This is a genomic window from Xanthomonas massiliensis (genome assembly GCF_900018785.1).
Taxonomy (GTDB): Bacteria; Pseudomonadota; Gammaproteobacteria; order Xanthomonadales; family Xanthomonadaceae; genus Xanthomonas_B; species Xanthomonas_B massiliensis.
This window is the reverse complement of the sequence record NZ_FCOY01000005.1, coordinates 58135-76809: the sequence shown is the minus strand read 5'-3', so window position 1 is coordinate 76809 and position 18675 is coordinate 58135. Positions and strand designations below refer to the sequence as shown.

The 18675-nt window shown below is 72.2% G+C and carries 14 protein-coding genes and 1 pseudogene; all 15 read right to left on the bottom strand.

The window, feature by feature from the left end; translation table 11 throughout:
- Positions 1 to 186: 186 nt before the first annotated feature.
- The 15 genes and pseudogenes from BN3794_RS02115 to rsmG all read right to left on the bottom strand — a co-directional run bounded on the left by BN3794_RS02115 (position 187) and on the right by rsmG (position 18536).
- The gene (locus BN3794_RS02115) at positions 187 to 1317 is read right to left on the bottom strand and encodes an alpha/beta hydrolase (RefSeq protein WP_066092642.1); all 1131 of its coding nucleotides are present in this window, start codon (positions 1315 to 1317) and stop codon (positions 187 to 189) included.
- Positions 1318 to 1426: 109 nt separating this feature from the next.
- A complete protein-coding gene (locus BN3794_RS02110; RefSeq protein ID WP_147675620.1) occupies positions 1427 to 2311 on the bottom strand; it encodes a GDSL-type esterase/lipase family protein in 885 nt (294 codons plus the stop codon).
- Positions 2312 to 2361: 50 nt separating this feature from the next.
- Entirely contained in the window at positions 2362 to 3414 is a 1053-nt protein-coding gene (locus BN3794_RS02105; RefSeq protein WP_066092639.1) for an alpha/beta hydrolase, read from the bottom strand.
- 2 nt (positions 3415 to 3416) lie between these two features.
- Positions 3417 to 5627, bottom strand: a complete 2211-nt coding sequence (locus tag BN3794_RS02100; RefSeq protein ID WP_066092636.1) for a beta-N-acetylhexosaminidase — start codon at positions 5625 to 5627, stop codon at positions 3417 to 3419.
- Positions 5628 to 5695: 68 nt separating this feature from the next.
- A complete protein-coding gene (locus BN3794_RS02095; protein WP_066092633.1) occupies positions 5696 to 7942 on the bottom strand; it encodes a beta-glucosidase family protein in 2247 nt (748 codons plus the stop codon).
- A gap of 99 nt (positions 7943 to 8041) precedes the next feature.
- Positions 8042 to 10333, bottom strand: a complete 2292-nt coding sequence (locus BN3794_RS02090) for a TonB-dependent receptor (RefSeq protein ID WP_078059531.1) — start codon at positions 10331 to 10333, stop codon at positions 8042 to 8044.
- 70 nt (positions 10334 to 10403) lie between these two features.
- Positions 10404 to 11399, bottom strand: a complete 996-nt coding sequence (locus BN3794_RS02085) for a glucokinase (RefSeq protein ID WP_066092627.1) — start codon at positions 11397 to 11399, stop codon at positions 10404 to 10406.
- A gap of 663 nt (positions 11400 to 12062) precedes the next feature.
- Positions 12063 to 12431: pseudogene (locus tag BN3794_RS02080) on the bottom strand (MerC domain-containing protein); the annotation flags it as partial.
- A gap of 678 nt (positions 12432 to 13109) precedes the next feature.
- A complete protein-coding gene (locus tag BN3794_RS02075) occupies positions 13110 to 13445 on the bottom strand; it encodes a lipid-A-disaccharide synthase N-terminal domain-containing protein (protein WP_066092624.1) in 336 nt (111 codons plus the stop codon).
- Positions 13445 to 14167 carry a glycosyltransferase family 2 protein gene (locus tag BN3794_RS02070; RefSeq protein WP_066092621.1) on the bottom strand — a complete coding sequence of 241 codons (723 nt, stop codon included), beginning with the start codon at positions 14165 to 14167 and terminating at the stop codon, positions 13445 to 13447. Before BN3794_RS02070 ends, BN3794_RS02075 begins: the two co-directional genes overlap by 1 nt.
- Positions 14168 to 14581: 414 nt before the next feature.
- Positions 14582 to 15547, bottom strand: a complete 966-nt coding sequence (locus BN3794_RS02065; protein WP_066092618.1) for an NAD-dependent epimerase/dehydratase family protein — start codon at positions 15545 to 15547, stop codon at positions 14582 to 14584.
- 192 nt (positions 15548 to 15739) lie between these two features.
- On the bottom strand, positions 15740 to 16042 hold the full coding sequence (locus BN3794_RS02060) for a helix-hairpin-helix domain-containing protein (protein WP_066092615.1): 303 nt from the start codon (positions 16040 to 16042) through the stop codon (positions 15740 to 15742).
- Positions 16043 to 16080: 38 nt separating this feature from the next.
- Entirely contained in the window at positions 16081 to 17007 is a 927-nt protein-coding gene (locus tag BN3794_RS02055; protein ID WP_066092612.1) for a ParB/RepB/Spo0J family partition protein, read from the bottom strand.
- Positions 17004 to 17807: a ParA family protein gene (locus BN3794_RS02050; protein WP_066092610.1), complete on the bottom strand. Its 804-nt coding sequence runs from the start codon at positions 17805 to 17807 to the stop codon at positions 17004 to 17006. Before BN3794_RS02050 ends, BN3794_RS02055 begins: the two co-directional genes overlap by 4 nt.
- 84 nt (positions 17808 to 17891) lie before the next feature.
- Positions 17892 to 18536 carry a 16S rRNA (guanine(527)-N(7))-methyltransferase RsmG gene (gene rsmG, locus BN3794_RS02045; protein WP_066093272.1) on the bottom strand — a complete coding sequence of 215 codons (645 nt, stop codon included), beginning with the start codon at positions 18534 to 18536 and terminating at the stop codon, positions 17892 to 17894.
- Positions 18537 to 18675: the final 139 nt, after the last annotated feature.

The window sequence follows — 18675 nt, the reverse complement described above, 5'->3', positions numbered from 1 at the left end:
GCCATTGATCTGGTGCCACCTGCGCCGCTGCCGGTCCTTCCCCCCGGCAGCAGCGCCTCCAGTTCAAGTCAAGCATGACCGCAACTTACAGTCAAAACTGACTATATTTTAATTTCTCCTTTTAATTCAAAAATTTGCACGCTGTTTCGTGATGCGGCGCAGCAGTTCCCGCCCCCCGACATTGGTCTAAGGCGCGAGCCGCGCCAGGGCCGCGGCGATGCGCTGCAGGCACGCCGGATCCAGCACGTCCGGCCTGTACACGGCGATGGCCTCCAGGCCGAAGGCGCCGGCGTAGTCCGGCAGGCCCGCCAGGAACGCCGCGCCGAGTTCCGCCTCCAGTACCTGCCGGGCGCGCGGATCGGCAAGCAGGTCGGCCAGGCGCGTGCCCGTGGTGTAGGGCGTGCCAAGCGCGTGCGCCGGCGCGGGACGGATCGCCGCGGCCAGGGCGGCGTCACTGCCGGGGGCCGGATCGAGCAGCCCGCGCCCGCGCAGCCATTGCGCCAGCAGCATCGGCCATGCATCCAGCGCCGGATCGCCGCCGCCCAGGCCGCTGCCGTGCGCGCCATGGGCGAACAGGTGCAGCTCGACCGGTACCGCGGCCTGCACCAGCGCGTCGTAGAACGCAGTGATCGCCGCTACCGACACCACCGCATCGTCGGAGGTGGCATAGAGGAAGGTCGGCGGCGTCCTGGCATCGACGTGCGCGACCGGCGTGTAGGCCCGCGCATAGTCGGCGCAGCGCGCGGGCGGCAGCTTGCCGACCGTGCCGCAATAGGTGATCAGCCCGCGATCGTTGGGCTGCATGGCATTGAGCCAGGGATAGGCGAGCACGACGAAGTCCGGGCGCAGATCCGTGCCCGTGGTCGCGAGCGTGGCCATCAGGTGGCCGCCGGCGGAGAAGCCGGCCACGCCGATGCGGTCGCCGGCCAGGCGGTAGCGGGTCGCCAGCGCGCGCACCCGCGCCAGCGCCTGCCGGGCATCGTGCAGCGGCACCGGGAACGGATGTTCCGCACCGAGCCGGTACTCCAGCACGAAGGCGACGATCCCGTGCGCGGCGAACCAGTCGGCCGCCTGCCGGCCCTCGTGGTTGGTCGCCAGCGCGGTGTAGCCGCCGCCGGGCGCGATGATCACCGCGGTCCCGTTGCCGCGCGTGGCGGCCGGGGTGAACACCGTCAGGCGCGGGCCGTCGGGCTGGTCCGGGTAGAGCGGCATCGCGACGATGCCCAGCCCCGCATCGGCATCGGCACGCGCCCGCGGCGCCAGGCTGGCGACGGCGGCCACGGCCAGCGCCAGGACACACGAACGGAGGAGGGACATGGGCGGCTCCTGCCCGCTCCGGCACCGGGCCGGGACGGGTGGTGGGGATGCGCCGCGGGGCCGTCGCCGGCATCGCGGCCGCATCGGGTCGGGAAGGCGCGGCGGCCGCTCAGCGCGGGCAGCGCGGCGCGGTGGCGGCCAGCGCCCGTTCCAGCACCGGCCGCATCGCCTCGTAGCCGGCCCGGGTCGGGTGCACGCCGTCCTCGGTGTAGTCGCGGCGCAGGCCGCCGTCGCCGTCGGCGAGCACGGCGTGGTAGTCCACCCAGGTCAGGCAGTGCGCGGCCGCGTACTGCCGCAGCCAGGCGTTGAGCTCGGCGATGCTGGCGCGCGGGTCGATGCCCGGGCGCCAGTCGAAGGCGCGGGCCGGCGGCACCGAGGCCAGCAGCACGCGGATGCCGTGGGCCCTGGCCAGCTCGACCATGCTGGCGATGTTCTGCTCGGTCCAGGCCAGGCGCAGCGGCCCGGTGTTGCCGGCGATGTCGTTGGTGCCGGCCAGGATCTGCACGACCGCCGGTTGCAGTTCGATCACGTCCTGGCGGAAGCGCAGGAGCATCTGCGAGGTGGTCTGGCCGCTGATGCCGCGGTCGAGGAACTGCGGCCCGAACAGCGCCGGCACCTTCTGCGCCCAGAACTCGGTGATGCTGTCGCCGAACAGCAGCACGCGCTGCGCCGAGGCCGGGGCCAGCGCGGCGTTCTCCTGCTCGTAGCGGCAGTGGCCGGCGAAGTCCTCGGTCAGCCGGGTCTTCTCCCAGGCGTGATAGAGCGCCATGCCCTCGGCCAGCTTCTCCGGCGAGGGCGGCGCCAGGGTCTTGCCCTCGGCCTTGGCGCGCGCGGCGGCGGCCATGTAGTCGGTGATCTGGCGGGGCATCGGCGACAGCGCGCGGCACGGTTCGGCCAGCACCCCCACCTGCGGCGCCGGCGGCGGTTCGTCCGCCCGGGCCAGGGGCGCCAGGGCGGCCAGGGCGAGGGACAACGCGATGGATCGATACGACATGGCGATCTCCTTGCTGGGTCGGGAGGGCGCGGGGCGCGCGCCGGGGGCCATCACGGTGCGGGGGAGGAAGCGGAAGGCGCGGCCGGCGCGCGGGTCCAGCGCTGCAGCGCCTGGACGGTGGCATCGAGCACCTGCCCGGCCTCGGGCGTGCCGAAGTGGAACTGGAACTCGTGCGGTTGCGGATGGTCGCTGCCGCCGTCGACGTACATCCACTCGGTGGGCACGCCCGCCGCCTGCAGCGCCGTGGCCATGCGCCTGGACTGCGGCGCCAGCGGATCGCCGTTGCCGGCCACGATCAGCGTCGGCGGGAAGCGCCGGTCGACGAACTCCGGCAGCGTGGTCCAGCGCGCCGGGCCGTCCGGATCCGGCTCCTTCTGCCCCAGGTAGGCCCAGCGCAGCAGCCGGCCGAACTTCTCCATCTGCGCCGACACCCTGGCCTGCGGGCTGACCAGGAAATAGTAGGTCCCGGAGAACAGCAGCATGCCGCGCAGCTGCGATGGCTGGATCGCCGGTGCCAGGCCGGCCCCGCGGGCGTAGCGCGGATCGACGATCGCCATGGCCACCTGCGCGGCGATATGGGCGCCGGCCGAGTCGCCGCCGATCACGATGCGCGTGGGATCCACGTGCAGTTCGTCGGCGTGCGCCTGTATCCAGGCCAGCGCCTGCATCACCTGGTGCACCTGCACCGGATAGCGCTGCTCGGGCGCCTTGGAATACTCCAGGGCGATGCCGGTGTAGCCGTGCGCGGCCAGCTGCGGCAGGTAGGCGTCCATGCCGTCCTTGGTGCCGTCGATGAAGCCGCCGCCGTGCACCCACACCACCGCCGGCTGCGGCGTCTTCGCCCCGGCCGGCCAGTAGGCGTCCAGGCGCGTGTCGGCGTTGCCCTGGCCCGGCGCGTAGTCCAGGTCGCGCACCGCCGCGACCTTGCCGGAGGCCAGCAGCGCCTGCGCCACCGGCGAACTCGGCGCCGCGCTGAACACGCCGCTGCGGCGGATCATCATCACCGCCGGGGTGGGGCTGAGCGTCATCCACATGCATCCGCCGGCGGCCAGCAGCACGACCGCCAGCAGCGCCCACAGCAGGACCCGCGCGATGCGGCGCACGGCTACTTGCCCTCCGCCGCGTCGAGCAGGTGCTCGATGCCGGGCAGCACCGCGACGATCAGGTCGGCCGGCGGCTGCGCCGGGCTGACCATGGTCGCCAGCAGCGAGGACGAGGCCTGCTCCTGCGCGCGCAGCGCGGCCACGGCGCCGCGCGCCGACGCCAGCCATTGCGCGTCGGCGGGCGTGCCGGCCTGCACCAGCGCCAGGGCCTGCAGGCCGATGTCGGCCAGCGCCGCGGTCGCGGCCGAGGCCGGCAGCGCCGCCTCCAGCGCCGGGCGGCCGGGCGCGATGGCGCGCAGGCGCGCGTCGTTGGCCTTCCAGCCCTGCATCCGCGCCGCCAGGGTCGGCGCCGGCGTCCGGTCGCCGGCGGCGAAGCGCGCCGCATCCAGGTTGAAGGCCAGCGCGACCGGGTTGGACGGGGTGGCGATGTCGGCCGGCGCGGTGAACTGCTGCACCGGGATCGGCTGCTTGCGGATGTAGGCCAGCATCTTGTGCATGTGGGCGAAGTTGCGCACCGGCGTGGTGAGGTCGGCCAGCGCGGTCACCACCGCCGCGTCGCCGGGCGCGAGCCGTTCGGCCATGCGCGCACGGTTGCCGCGCGCCTGCAGGCCGAGGCGGTCGAGCTGACCGTCCAGCACCACCAGGCGGCGGTTCATGTCATCCACGTCGCGCACCGACTGCGGCGACCAGAAGCGCTCGGCCAGCGCGGCCAGGCGCGGCCACAGGCGGCTGTCGAGCAGTTCGTCGGTGACCATCTCGGCCCACAGCGGTGCCTCCGCGCCGCGGATCAGCGCCTTCTGCGCGTCCGAGTACGCCTGCCCGGGCCGGATCACCTGGCTCTCCGGGAACGGCCCGGCCAGCGCCGGGTTGCCGATCGCCTTGACCTTGGCGTAGATCGCCGGATCGATGCCGGCCGCGGCGGCGTCGGCCGGATCGCGCAGGTAGTACACCGAGGCCGGTTCCAGGTAGTCCAGGTAGTAGCCGGCCGAGACCACCACCGGGTTGCCGGCCTGGGTGGCCGCGTAGGCGAAGTTGGAGCTGGTCCAGGCCTGGATGTAGACCGAGCGCGGCACGTCGCCGTGGATGATCTCCTCCCAGCCGATCATCTTCTTGCCGAGCCCGGCGACGATGCCGTGCACCTGGTGCATGAAGTGGCCCTGCAGCGCCTCCTTGTCCTTCAGCCCGTGCTGCTGCATGAACGCCTGGATCCCGGCGTTGGCGGCCCAGTCGTCGCCGGCCACCTCGTCGCCGCCGACGTGGAAGTACGGGTCGGGGAACAGCGCCGCCATCTCGGCGAACAGGCCCTGCAGGAACGCATACGTGGCCGGATTGGACGGATCGAGCACCGCGCCGAACAGCGAGGCCGGCCTGGCCGCCGAGCCGTACTGCGGGTAGGCGCGGACGATCGCGGTGGCATGGCCGGGCACGTCGAACTCGGGCACCACCCGCACCCCGCGCGCGGCGGCATAGGCCACCAGCTCGCGCACCTGCGCCTGGGTGTAGAACTCGCCGTGCTCGCCCTCGGTCAGCTTCGGGTACTTCAGGCTCTGCACGCGGAAGCCTTCGTTGTCGCTCAGGTGCAGGTGCAGCACGTTGAGCTTGACCTGCTCCATCGCATCGACCTGGCGCTTGAGCGTGGCCAGCGACATGAAGTGGCGCGCGGTATCGACCATCACCCCGCGCCAGGGGAAGCGCGGCGCGTCCTCGATCGTCACCGCCGGCAGCGACCAGTCGCCGTCGCGCGCTTCCAGCAGCTGGCGCAGGGTGGCCAGCGCGCGCAGTACGCCCAGCCCCGTGCGCGCGCGCACGCCGACGCCGGCCGCGTCCACCTTCAGCACGTAGCCTTCGTCCTGCGCGTCCAGCGTGGCCGGCGCCAGGTCCGCCGCGCAGCAGTCGATGGCCAGCGGCACGGCCTCGTCCGGCCAGGTGCCCAGCCCGCTCAGGGTGCGCATGTCCTGCTGGAAGCGTGCGACGGCGGCATCGAGCAGCGGGCCGTGGCGGCCCTGCCAGCGGACCTCGAACGCACCGGCATAGGCGAGCCGTCCCGGCCCGGCCACCGGGGCGCTGGCCGGCACCGGCAGCAGCGCGGGAGCGGCCGGGGCCTGCCCGTGCACCAGCATCGCGCAGCACAGGGCGGCCGCGGCCAGCGTCCGCCCCAGGCGGGCACCGCCGGCGCGGCGATACGGCGGAATGGAGGGGGCGATGGACGGCATGGACGGCTCCTCGGGTCGGTCGGAAGCGTGCCCCGCGGCCGGGCCGCGGGAGACGGCGCGAGCCGGGCTCATTGCCCGGCCTTGCGCTTGAGCGAAACGGTACCGGACAACTGCGCCTCGCCGGCCGACTTGCCGACGAACCAGCGGTACGTGCCGGCCTGGCGCTGCCAGCCGTGGGCCCCGGCCCACGAGGCCAGCACGCGCGGATCGGCCCGGACGATGACCTCGCGGCGCTCGCCCGGCTGCAGCGCCACCTTGGCCCAGCCGGCCAGGCGGTAGCTGCGCCCCGGCGGCGCCACGTACAGCTGCGCCACCTCGGTGCCGGCGCGGGCGCCGGTGTTGGCCAGGGCGAAGGCCACCTCCAGCGCGTCGCCGCCGGCCGGGCGGCGCAGCCCCTCGTAGGCGAAGGTGGTGTAGGTCAGGCCGTAGCCGAACGGGAACAGCGGCCTGGCCCCGGTCTTCAGGAACCAGCGATAGCCCACGTCGCTGCCCTCGGTGTAGTCCACCGCGAACGGCTTGGGCTTGCCGCCCATGTCGAACGGCAGGCGGGTGTCCGGGTCGAAGCCGGGGATGGCCGGCCGCGGCAGCTGCGCCACGCTGGCCGGGAAGGTGATCGGCAGGCGCCCGGACGGCGAGACGCGGCCGTCGAGCATCGCCGCGATCGCCTCGCCGCCGCGCTGGCCCGGGTACCAGGCCTCCAGCACCGCGGCGACCTTGTCCAGCCACGGCATCGCCACCGGATTGCCGGTCTCGAGCACCACCACGGTACGGGGATTGGCGGCGGCCACCGCGTCGATCAGCGCGTCCTGGCCGTAGGGCAGGCCCAGGTCGGGCGAATCCAGGCTCTCGATCTCCGGCTTGACCGCGACCACCACCACCACGTCCGCCCGTGCCGCCAGCGCGGCGGCGCGGGCCGGGTCGCTGCCGTCGTCGTAGTCGATCCTGGTTCCCGGGCGCAGCGCCTGCAGCGCCTTCAACGGCGAGGAATTGCCATAGCCGGGGGCAAGCAGCGCGGCCAGCCCGGTGGCGCCGCGCGTGTCGCGGAAGCGGCCGCCGTAGGGAGAGACTTCCGACGAACCGCCACCGGCGAGCACGCCGCGATCGGCGTTGCCCCCGACCATGGCAATGGACTTCGCGCCGGCCGCCAGGGGCAGCACGCCGGCGTTCTTGAGCAGCACGATGCCGGCCTCGGCCAGCGCCTGCGCCTGCTCGGCATGGGCCTGCACGTCGATCGCGCCGCCGGGCAGCGCCGGATCGTCGAGCGCGCCGTTGGCGATCACCGGGCGGACGATGCGCAGCGCCATGTCGCGCACCCGCGCGCGGGCGATGCGCCCGTCGTCCACCGCCTGCCTGAGCCCGGCGAACCAGTCGGTGTCGTCGCCCTGCGGCGACTGCTGGTCCAGGCCGGCGGCCACGGATGCCTCCAGGCTGTGCACCGCGCCCCAGTCGGACATCACCCAGCCCGGGAAGCGCCACTCGCCCTTGAGCACCTGGCCGAGCAGGAACGGATGCTCGCAGGAATACACCCCGTTGACCTTGTTGTAGGCGCACATCACCGCGCCCGGCCGGCCTTCCTCGATGGCGATCTGGAAGGCGAGCAGGTCCGACTCGCGCAGCGCACCCTCGTCGATGCGCGCGTCCTGCGCGGTGCGCCCGGTCTCCATGCCGTTGAGCACGTAGTGCTTGACCGTGGACACCACGTGCCGGCTCTGGATGCCGGCGATCTGCGCCCCGGCCAGGGTCCCGGCCAGCAGCGGGTCCTCGCCGGGATACTCGAAGTTGCGGCCGTTGCGCGGATCGCGCGCCAGGTTGACGCCGCCGGCCAGCTGCACGTTGAAGCCCTTGGCATGGGCTTCCGCACCTATCAACTGGCCCTGGGCGTAGGCCAGGTCGCGGTCGAAGGCCGATGCCAGCGACAGCAGCGACGGCGTGGCGGTGGCTTCATCGCCCGGGCGCAGGAAACCGAAGTTGCTCACGCCCAGGCTGGCATCGGACTCCTGCAGCGCCGGCCAGCCCAGGCGCGCGATCGCCGGCACGAAGCCGGCCGAACCGATCGCGCCGGGCGGCTTGGGCTTGAGCTTGGTCTTGTCGAAGCCGGGCGGCAGCTGGTCGGCGATGTCGAGCAGGCTGGAGGCATGCAGCGAGCCGAGCAGGCCGATCTGCTCGTCCAGGGTCATCGCGTCCACCAGCGCCTCGGCGCGCTGTTCGGCCGGTAGCCGCGCATCGCGCCAGGGCGCGGCTTGCGGTTGCGCCTGCACCGACGCGGCGGCGAGAGCGAGCGAGAGCGCGAGGACCGGCAGGCGGCGCAAGGACATGGCGGGACTCCTGGGAAACGTGGCCGGCACGGCGCCGGCATGGGAAGTCCCGGCCGCCGCGCCAGCCGTTCCCGACGGGCGCGAGGACCGGGGCCGGGCTCAGAACTTCAGGTCCAGGCTGATGCCGACGGTGCGGAACGCCTCGTTGGGCAGGTGCTGCATCACCCCGCCGCCGTTGATCAGCGAGCCGTAGATCAGGTAGGTGCGGTAGTGCTCGTCGAACAGATTGCGGGCGTACAGCGAGACGTGCCAGCTGCCGCTCTCCGAGCCGATGCCGATGGCGGTGTTGAACACGCCGTAGCCATCGGTCCGGGTCTGCGACTGCGCCACCGCGTTGTAGAACGCGCTCTTGTAGCTCCAGCCGCCGTTGGCATCGAACACCAGGCCGTTGCCGAGCGTGCGGTAGTACACGCCGCTGAGCGAATAGCTGTACTTGGACACGAAGGTCGGCGCGAAGCCGGACAGGTCGGCCAGCGCGGTGCCGTTCACCACGTAGCACGGCACGTCGCCCGGGCTCGGGCAGGCGCCGATGTAGTCGAGGAACTTGGCGTCGGTGATCGCGCCGCTGGCGTTCAGGGTGAAGTCGGGGGTCAGCCGCCAGCTGGTCTCCAGCTCGATACCGCGGGTGCGCATCTTGCCGGCGTTGGCCATGCGGTAGCTGGTGGTCGCCGACTCGAAGGTCTGCGCCTGGAAGTCCTTGAAGTCGTCCCAGAACAGGCTGGCGTTGAAGGTCAGGCTGCGGTCGAGCAGCTGCGACTTCATGCCCAGCTCGTAGGCGGTGGACTTCTCCGGCTGGATGCGGTTGGAGGCGGTCGAGGTGACGTCGATGGTCGGGCCCTTGTAGCCGGTGCCGACGTTGGCGTACCACATCAGCTCGGGAGTCTGCTGGAACTGCAGGCCGACCTTGCCGGAGACGTTGCCCTTCTCGATCTCGCCGGCGGAGGCGATGGTGGCGCCGTAGGCGAACACCGGCTTGCCGTCGATGGACGACACGGTGATCGGCAGCATGTCGCCCTCCACCTTGTCGTGGGTGTAGCGCAGGCCGGCGCTGGCCGACCAGCGCCCGGCCAGCGCATAGGTGGTGTTGGCGTACAGCGCGTAGCTCTTGGTGTCGGCGTGCACGTGCTGCTTGGGCCCGGTCAGGCTGAGGTAGTAGGCCGGGTCGGTACCGGCATAGTTGAACCCGCCGTAGGGCATGTACTCGCTGGTGCTGTCTACGTTGCCGTAGTAGGCGCCGAGCACGTAGTCCAGGCGTTCGCCGAGCGCGGCCCCGGCCAGCCGGAACTCCTGGCTGACCTGGTGGGTGCGCATCCGGCTCCAGCTGTTGTCCAGGAAGTTGGCCGGCGACTGGTCCAGGTCGGCGTCCTGGTGGAAGTTCATGCCGCGGTAGGCGGTGATCGAGGTCAGCGTGGCCCCGCCGTCGAACCGGTAGTCCAGCTTGCCGGAGAAGCCGGTCACGCCCTGCCAGGCCGACCAGTCGGCATCGGCATAGCTCTTGAAGTCGTCGCCGCCGACGTTGCCGTACGCGGCGAACAGCGCGTTGTAGGCGGCCTGGCTGCCGAGCGAGTAGACGATGTAGGGATCGCGCGTGAACAGGGTCTGGCGTTCGGCGGTGAGCAGCACGTCGAACTGGTCGGTGGGAGCCCACAGGAACTTGGCGCGGATGCCGTTGCCGGTCTGGTCGCCGGCGTTCCACTTGTGGAAGACGTTGGGGATGGCGCCGTCCTGTTCCTTGTAGTAGCCGGACAGGCGCAGCGCGGCGGTGTCGGACAGGCCCAGGTTGGTGGTGAAGCGCCCCACGTGCTCGTTGCGCTCGCCCAGCGACAGCCCCAGCGAGGAATCGATGCTGCCGATCTCCGGATCGCGGGTGGCGATGTTGACCACGCCGGCCGAGGCGTTCTTGCCGAACAGCGTGCCCTGCGGGCCGCGCAGCACCTCGACGTGGTCGATGTCGTTGAAGCCGGCCACGCCGGGATCGCGCGGCAAGCTGATCACCACGTCGTCCACCACCGTGCCCACGGTCTGCTCGGAGGCGATGCTGTAGGCCTGGGTGCCGATGCCGCGGATCTGGAAGCCGCCGCCGTTGGCGGCGGTGGCCGAGGCCGAGTAGGACAGGCCCGGCACCAGGTACTGCAGGTCCGAGACATTGCTCATGTTGGTGCGGTCGAGCTGCTCGGCGCTGATCACGCCCACCGAGATCGGCGTCTTCTGCAGCGGCTTGTCGCGGTGGGTGGAAGTGACCACCACCGCGTCCAGGTCCTTGGTGCGGGGCTCCTCGGACTGCGCCAGCGCGGCCCACGGCGCCAGCGCCGCCACCACGGCGGTGGCCAGGGCCGAGCGGAGGAACGACCGGGACGGGGTTTCCGGGGAGACGACACAAACGGTATTCATGGCATTCCTCACGCTGGGTTGGGTTCGACCACTGCGAGCGCGTCGCCGGCCGCGGCCGGCGCGCGCCACCTCACCTCGCCTGCCGCAGGTACCAGTCGATGGCACCCATGACGCCCAGCTGCCCGTGGTCCACCAGGCAGACAGGGACCTGTTCCAGTACGGCGCGCATGGCGCCCTTGCCGACGAAGCGCGCGGCGAAGCGGCTGGCCGCCAGCAGGTCGGCCACCGCCGGCAGGATCCCGCCGGCCAGGCACACCGCACCGCGGCCGCCGTAGGCCAGGACCAGGTCGCCGGCGGCGCTGCCGAGCACTTCGAAGAACACCTCCAGCGCGGCGCAGGCCTGGGCATCGCCGGCGCGGGCGGCCAGGCTGACCTGTACCGGGCTGGCGGCCTGCGCCGGCACCTGCGCGAGCGCGCAGGCGGCGTGGTACAGCGCGAGCAGGCCGGGCCCGGACAGCACCGCCTCCAGCGACACGTACTCGCGCGTCTCCAGCAGGATGCCCAGCAATGCCATCTCGCGGGCGTTGCCCGGCGCCCAGGCCATCTGCCCCGCCTCGGTCGCCAGCACCCGGCCGCCGTCGACGTCGGGCAGCCACACCGCCGCGCCCAGGCCGGTGCCGGGGCCGATCACCACCACCGGGCCGCCGCCGTTGCCGCGCGGCCCGCAGACCGCGATCTTGTCCTGCTCGGGCACCCGCACCGCGGCGTGGGCGAGCGCCTCGAAATCGTTGACCAGGCCCAGGTCGTCCAGGCCCAGCTCGCCGCGGATCGCCTCGCGCGAGACGCCCCACGGCAGGTTGGCCGAGATCAGCCGGCCGTCGCCGAGCGGATGGCCGGCCGCGGCCACCACGCCGCGGCCGACGCGGGTGCCCGGCACGGTCTCGATGAAGTCGCGCAGGATCGTCGCCAGCCCGGGAAAGGCGGCACAGGAATACTTGCGGTAGGCGAGGATCCGACGCTGCGGACCGGAAGCGTCCACCAGCCCGATGCGCGCATAGGTGCCGCCGACGTCAGCCGCCAGGAGCGCCGCGCGCCCTTCCCGATCCACGACGGAACACGCCCCCATACACCGGCCCCCGAAGCTGGGTGTGAAGTTACAGTCAACGTTGACTGCAACTTAGTTAGATCATGAGATGACAACAATGTCAACACTGATCTCACCCAGCCTCGGCGCCCGGCGACGAACGGCCCGCCGGAATGTACGCGGCAACCCCATGCATGGCCCGGTCCTTCCGGTTGCGGCCCTGGTTCGCCCGCACCGCCCGCCTCATTTCACCCGCAGTCCCGGGGCACCCTCAAAAGATGCAATCAACAGCACGTGGCCTGATGATTTAGCGCGTGCGACGGCTCATCCATATCCGCCCGCTGGAGCCGGGCAAGAGGCGTTGCAGCGATGGTCAGGGCTCCGGCACCGGATCGAAGAACGTTTGGGAGCCCTGCACCACCGGACCACGCCGGTTGCCTGGTCCCAATCCCGCGCACCCCGGCGGACCCCGCATCCCCGAAGGTCCCCGCATCGCTCGCGACCGCCGTCCTTCGACCCGGCACGCCACGCTGGATCCGATGGCGCCAACAAGCCCCAAGACAGAGCCGCACCCGTCCTGCACGCCGGCGGCGAAGGCGCCGGCCTGCAAGGCCCTCGTTCCCTTCAGGGGCGATTCGCCGCCGGGGACGAGACGTCTTCGCAGGCACCGCAGGCGTCGTGGTCGCAGGCCGGCGCACAAGCGGCGTGCGGGAAGGGCCGCCGGCTCCAGTTCCAGACATGGGCCGTGGCCAGCATGAGGCTGCCGGCCACGGTGACCGGCGTATCCATCGCCTCCGGCCCGAAGGCACCGGCCACCAGGCCGGCCAGGCCGGTCACTGCCAGGAGCCGCAGCACGACCGGCAGGGGGCGGCGCCGGTGCGCGCGCCAGAGCGCCAGGCCGGTCAGGGGGACTGCGATCGCCGCGAACACCAGATGGACCCACTCGGCATGCGACCAGGCCCCGAACATGGGCAGGAACGCCGCAAGCACCGGCAATGCCAGGCAATGCACCAGGCACAGGCCGGACAGGCCGATGGCCGAGACGTCGAACAGGGGCAGCGCATTGTCTTTCATGGGGATCCGCCACGACTTGTGATGTTATAACAATACTTCAACGGATCCTGTTCTTCTATGCCCGGGCAGCACGCCGGACAGCTTGGAGTGGGGATCCTCGCCCCCGGGCGAATGGGGAGCTGCCGGAAACGGAGCCGGGTTGCCGGATGCCGGCTCCTGCGCTGCCTGCGTCCCGCCGCGCGGCAGGCGCTTCTGCCACCGGTGCCGGGAAGCGCTCGGATGGAAGCGCGGGCTTGGGATGACCCGGTTTCGCTGCACCGTTGGCCGGCCCGGCTGACGACCTGGCTCCGCCGGTGACTTGGCCCACCTGACGACCTGGACCGGCTGGCCAGTTCAGCTCAGCCGGTGGGCGGACTCGGCTGGAAACCCAACCGGCGATACGGCTCGGCGCTCGACCGGACTCGGCCGACCCTCTCGCCTGCCAGCGACGGGATCCACACCGTGCCGCAGGAGGGCGCAGGCGCGCATGCACCGGGCCATGCGACGGTAGATCCCGTCGGGCCTGCGAACCCCCTTGCGTATCGCGGCGCGATTCAGCCGCATGGCCATCGCGCCATGGCTCCTTCCGGACCGCGGCCTCATCTGCATCCGGACCGGCACCCCGCCTTCTCGCCGCGACCCGCGCCTTGCCGCGGCGATCGCCCGCCGCGACATCGCACAACCGCGTGGCCGCCTGCCTCAGTACAGGGCCCGGTCGCGCTTCCAGCCACGGACCTTGATGTCCAGGTACAGACTGTAGAACGCGGTGAAGGCGGGAAACAGGTTGCCGAGCACGCCCACCGAGTCCTGCTTGGCCGAGAACAGGAAGTAGCTCAGCGTCATCAGGCTGCCGACGATGCTCATGTACCAGAACAGGCGCGGGATCACCGGCCGGCCGGCGCGGCGCGAGGCGATGAACTGCACCAGCCAGCGCCCGCCGAACATCAGCGTGCCGATGTAGCCGATCAGCTTCCACGGGGTGACGTGCAGGCCGGTCCAGAACAACCAGGTGATCGGCTGGTCGAGGATGGACATCAGTCCTCCTCCACGGCGGTGCGCTTGCTGCGCGCGATCAGCCAGGCCACGCCCATCAGGTCGCGGATGCCGACCAGCGCGCGACCGAGGTTGTTGTACTTGGACACGCCGCTGGCGCGGGCGCGGTGGTGCACCGGCACGCTCACGGTACGCCAGCCGGCACGCTGCATCAGCGCCGGCAGGTAGCGGTGCATGTGGTCGAAGTACGGCAGGTCCAGGAACGCGGCGCGCTCGAACAGCTTGATGCCGCAGCCGGTGTCGGGCGTGTCGTCGTGCAACAGCCCGGCGCGGATGGCGTTGGCCCACTTGCTGGCCCAGCGCTTGGAGCCGCTGTCCTGCCGATCCACGCGCCAGCCGGCGAACAGTTTGACGCCGGCCTCGGCCGCCGCCCGGCGCTCGAGCAGCGCGGGAATGTCGGCCGGATCGTTCTGGCCGTCGCCGTCCAGGGTGGCGATCCAGGGCGCGCGCGCGGCCTTCACCCCCGTGCGCACGGCCGTGCTCTGCCCGCTGCGGCTGACATGGTGCAGCACGCGCAGTTCCGGCACCTGCGCCTTGAGTCCGTCGAGCACGGCACGCGTGTCGTCGGCCGAATCGTCGTCCACGTAGACGATCTCGAACGGCAGCCGGCCACGCAGCGCGGCGACGATCTCGCCGACCAGCGGGGCGACGTTGTCGCGCTCGTTGAACACGGGGACGACAACGGACAGCTGCGGCTCGCTCATGGGTTCCGGGCCGGCCACGGCGCCGGCGATGCTTCAGGGGGACCGCCTATTGTCCCATCTGCCGGGCATCGCGTGTCAGCCCTTTGGTCATCCGCATCGCCCGCCCTGCCCCGGCGGTTGGCGGCCACCGGGACGCGGACACCGGCACGCCTGCCGGATCCTTGCCGCCACGGCAGCGGGGACGGGCTTGCGTCTTCGCGGCGACGGGGGCATCCCGCTGGCATATCAGGCTGGCATATCAGGATCGCGATCAGCCGTCATCGGCCCGGAACCGTGCGGCTGCAGGCCGGCAGGATTTCCGGAACGACACCTCCGCACCCACGCCCCGCGATGCGCCCCACGCGCCCGATCGCGCACCGGCGGAACCTGCCCGAGGCCCGGGATGCGCCCATCGCCACGGCCGCGGCCGACGCGTCAGGCGGCGTCGCCGAAATACGCCTCGCACCAGGCCACCACCGGCGGCAGCCCGGTCTCGATCGGAAGGGTCGGCTCGAAGCCGAAGGCGGCCTGAGCACGCGTGGTGTCGGCCATGGTCTCGACCATGTCGCCCGCCTGCATCGGCTTGTAGACCTTGTGCGCGGGCTTGCCGGCGGCCTGCTCGATCACCGCGATGAAGTGCTCCAGCTCCACCGGCGTGTGGTTGCCGAGGTTGAACACCCGGTGCGGGATGGGGTCCTGCGAGGGATGGTCGAGTGCGCCGAGCACGCCGCGCACGATGTCGTCCACATGGGTGAAGTCGCGCCGCATGCGGCCCTGGTTGAACACCTGGATCGGCCGGCCGGCCAGCACCGCGCGCGCGAACAGCAGCGGCGCCATGTCCGGCCGTCCCCAGGGGCCGTAGACGGTGAAGAAGCGCAGGCCGGTCAGGCGGATGCCGTAGAGCTGCGCATAGGCATAGGCCATCAGCTCGTCGGCGGCCTTGGTGGCCGCGTACAGCGAGCGCGGCCGGTCCACGCGCTGGTCCTCGGAGAACGGCGGCACCGCCGAGTCCCCGTACACCGAGCTGGAGGAGGCGTAGGCCATGTGCGCCACGCCGCGGTGGCGGCACAGCTCCAGCATGTTGAGGAAGCCCACCAGGTTGCTCTGCACGTAGGCCTGCGGGTTCTCCAGCGAGTAGCGCACGCCTGCCTGCGCGGCCAGGTGCACCACGCGCTCGGGCCGCACCTCGTCGAACAGCGCCGCCAGCCCGTCCGCATCGACCAGGTCCAGGGCGCGGATGTCCACGCCGGGACACAGCGCCGCGACGCGGTCGCGCTTGAGCCGTGGATCGTAGTAGTCGTTGTAGTTGTCCAGCCCGACCACGCGCTCGCCGCGCGCGGCCAGGGCCTGGCAGGTGTAGGCGCCGATGAAGCCGGCGGCACCGGTCACGAGGATGGTCATCGGATCGCTCCGGGAAGAAGGACGTGCACGGCGGCACGGGCAGGCAGGAACGCGGCGTGGCGAGGCGGCGGACGCCCTGGCACCGGCACGTCACCGCCCAGGCGGCGCGGCGCGCGATGCCACTGCGCGTACGGCATCACCGTCGCAGTGCGCGCGCGCCCGCAACGCAGCGCCGCGCGGGCCGCGCCGCACTCACAGGTTCATCGGGTCCTGCGCCAGGGCGCGCTTGCGCTCGGCGCTGTAGGCCCACCACGGGCGCGCCGGCTCGCCTTCCATGAAGCGGGTGATCGACATGAACACATCGATCACGCAGGGATCGTGTTCCACCCCGGTCTTCAGGCACAGCTGCGCGTACATGTCGTAGGGATCGCGGCCCTTGAGGTGGGCCGGCACGCGGATGCCGATCAAGCGCAGGTCCTTCTCGGCGGCAGGCCCGACATTGGGCAGGTCGCTGAGGCTGTGCAGATGATGGCGGTCGACTTTGTTCGGGTTCATCGTCTCGCGATCCTCGTGCGGCGCATGCGCGTCGCGCTTCAGTCCTGCGGCGGGCGACCGCGCAGGCGTTCGAGCACGCCCTCGAGCGTGTCCAGGTCGGTGTAGTGGATGATCAGCTTGCCCTTGCCGCCGCGGCCGTGGGTGATGGCCACGCGGGTACCCAGGGACTCGGCCAGTTCGTTCTCCAGCGAGGCGATGTCGGCCTGCGGCGCGGTGCGCGCCGGGCGGGCCGCACGCGCACCGGGCACCTTGCCGGCGGCGAACTGCTGGGCGCGATGCTCGACCTCGCGCACCGACCAGCCGTTCTCGGCGGCCTCGTAGGCCAGCTTGCTGGCCAGCTCCGGCGACAGCGTCAGCAGCGCGCGGGCATGGCCCATCTCCAGGCGCCGGGCCTCGACCAGCGCGCGGATCGCCGGCGGCAGCTCCAGCAGCCGCAACAGGTTAGAGACCGAGGCGCGCGAACGGCCCACCGCCTCGGCGGCCTCGGCATGGGTCAGCGCGAACTCGTCGATCAGGCGCTGCAGCGCCTGCGCCTCCTCCAGCGGGTTGAGGTCCTCGCGCTGGATGTTCTCGATCAGCGCCATGGCCACGACGGTGCGGTCGTCGAGCTCGCGCACCACCACCGGCACCTCGGCCAGGCCGGCCAGCTGCGAGGCGCGCCAGCGGCGCTCGCCGGCCACGATCTCGAACCGGCCCGGCTCCAGCTCGCGCGCCACGATCGGCTGGATCACGCCCTGCGCCTTGATCGATTCGGCCAGCTCGGCCAGCTTGGCCTCGTCCATCTCGCGGCGCGGCTGGTACTTGCCCGGCTGCAGCTGGTCCACCGGCATGCGCCGCAGCACCTCGCCCGGCTGCGGCGCGCCGGCCGGATCGGCCGCCACCGTCGCGCCCTTGGGGCCGAGCAGGGCGTCCAGGCCGCGGCCCAGGCCGCGCTTCTTGGCGGGGATCGGCTTGCTGCTGCTCATGCGGAAATCGTCTCCATGGCCGGCGCCGGCCTGCTGCGTTCGTTCTGGCGGCGGATGACCTCGCTGGCCAGGCCCAGGTAGGCCACCCCGCCGCGCGAGGCGCGGTCGTAGCCGACGATGCTGCGGCCGTGGCTGGGGGCCTCGGCCAGGCGCACGTTGCGCGGCACGATGGTGCGGAACACCTTGTCGCCGAAGTGGCCGGTCAGCTCGGCCGAGACCGCGTTGGCCAGGTTGTTGCGCACGTCGAACATGGTGCGCAGCACGCCCTCGATCTCGAGCCCCGGGTTGAGCTGGCCGCGCAGCGCGTCGATGGTGTCCAGCAGCGCCGACAGGCCTTCCAGCGCGTAGTACTCGCACTGCATCGGCACGATCACCGAGTCGGCCGCGGTCAGCGCGTTGAGGGTCAGCAGCGACAGCGCCGGCGGGCAATCGACCAGGATGAAGTCGTAGTCGTCGCGGATCGGGGCCAGCGCCTGCTTGAGCCGCTGCTCGCGCCCGGACTGGTCCATCAGGCTGATCTCGGCGGCGGTCAGGTCGATGTTGCCCGGCAGCAGGTCGAATTCCTCCTCGGTGCGCACGCGCACGTCGGCGGCCTGGGCCTCGCCCAGCAGCAGGTTGCAGGTCGAGGCGACCAGCTCGCGCTTGTCCACGCCGCTGCCCATGGTGGCGTTGCCCTGGGCGTCCAGGTCCACCAGCAGCACCCGCTTGCGCGCACGCGCCAGCCCGGCTGCCAGGTTGACAGCCGTGGTCGTCTTGCCGACGCCGCCCTTCTGGTTGGCGATGGCGATGATCCGGGCCATGGCGGGGGCCTCTCGAGGAGGGGGTAGGACCTTTCATTATGCGACGGGCGGGACGCATCTGCGAATCGGCCGGCCACCCGGCGCTCAGCCGCGGCGGGCGACCTCCACCAGATGGCGCTCGCCGGCCTCCCCGGGGACCGCCAGCGCGTGCACCGCCAGCGCCTGCCAGCCGGCCGGCAGCGCGGCGATCTCCTCGTGCGGGTACACGCCCTTCATCGCCAGCAGGCGCCCGTCCGGGGCCAGCAGGTGGCCGCCGACGGCGACGATCCCGGCCAGGGTGTCCAGTGCGCGCGCGGTCAGCAGGTCATGGCTGCCCGGCTCGTCCAGCGCCTCGGCGCGCGATTCGGCCACGCGCGCGTTGCCCAGCCCGAGCCGGCGCACCGCCTCGCGCAGGAAGCGCGCCTTCTTGCCGTTGCTCTCCACCAGCGTGACCTGCAGGCCGGGCCGGGCGATCGCCAGCGGGATGCCCGGCAGGCCGGGGCCGGTGCCCAGGTCGGCGAGCCGGCCGGCGTGCACGAAGCGCGCCATGGCCAGCGAATCGAGCAGGTGGCGGGTGACCATCTCGCGCGGGTCGCGGATGGCGGTGAGGTTGTAGGTGCGGTTCCAGCGGTCCAGCAGGGCCAGGTAGTCCAGCAGCGGCGCGGCCAGCGCGTCGGCGTCGAGGCCCAGGGCGAGCAGCCCCTCGCGCAGGCGCGGGCCGACCTCGGGAGGAAGGGAGTCGGGATTCATCGGCGCAGTATCGCAGCCGCGGCCGCGCGCACCCAGCCTGCCGATGCCGGCGCGGCGGCGACCCGGGTCGCGCCTGTCCCCGTGGCCCCGGCCCGGCAGCGGCCGGACGCTCGCGCAGGACGCTCCATGCACCCCGTCG

Bases quoted from the DNA above. Each gene is read 5' to 3' on its own strand.
- BN3794_RS02060 (WP_066092615.1), bottom strand. From the start codon at position 16,042: ATGAACCCGAACAAAGTCGACCGCCATCATCTGCACAGCCTCAGCGAC.
- BN3794_RS02075 (WP_066092624.1), bottom strand. From the start codon at position 13,445: ATGTCCATCCTCGACCAGCCGATCACCTGGTTGTTCTGGACCGGCCTG.
- BN3794_RS02085 (WP_066092627.1), bottom strand. From the start codon at position 11,399: ATGGGGGCGTGTTCCGTCGTGGATCGGGAAGGGCGCGCGGCGCTCCTG.
- BN3794_RS02095 (WP_066092633.1), bottom strand. From the start codon at position 7,942: ATGTCCTTGCGCCGCCTGCCGGTCCTCGCGCTCTCGCTCGCTCTCGCC.
- BN3794_RS02115 (WP_066092642.1), bottom strand. From the start codon at position 1,317: ATGTCCCTCCTCCGTTCGTGTGTCCTGGCGCTGGCCGTGGCCGCCGTC.
- rsmG (WP_066093272.1), bottom strand. From the start codon at position 18,536: ATGAATCCCGACTCCCTTCCTCCCGAGGTCGGCCCGCGCCTGCGCGAG.
- BN3794_RS02055 (WP_066092612.1), bottom strand. From the start codon at position 17,007: ATGAGCAGCAGCAAGCCGATCCCCGCCAAGAAGCGCGGCCTGGGCCGC.
- BN3794_RS02090 (WP_078059531.1), bottom strand. From the start codon at position 10,333: ATGAATACCGTTTGTGTCGTCTCCCCGGAAACCCCGTCCCGGTCGTTC.
- BN3794_RS02110 (WP_147675620.1), bottom strand. From the start codon at position 2,311: ATGTCGTATCGATCCATCGCGTTGTCCCTCGCCCTGGCCGCCCTGGCG.
- BN3794_RS02065 (WP_066092618.1), bottom strand. From the start codon at position 15,547: ATGACCATCCTCGTGACCGGTGCCGCCGGCTTCATCGGCGCCTACACC.
- BN3794_RS02050 (WP_066092610.1), bottom strand. From the start codon at position 17,807: ATGGCCCGGATCATCGCCATCGCCAACCAGAAGGGCGGCGTCGGCAAG.
- BN3794_RS02100 (WP_066092636.1), bottom strand. From the start codon at position 5,627: ATGCCGTCCATCGCCCCCTCCATTCCGCCGTATCGCCGCGCCGGCGGT.
- BN3794_RS02070 (WP_066092621.1), bottom strand. From the start codon at position 14,167: ATGAGCGAGCCGCAGCTGTCCGTTGTCGTCCCCGTGTTCAACGAGCGC.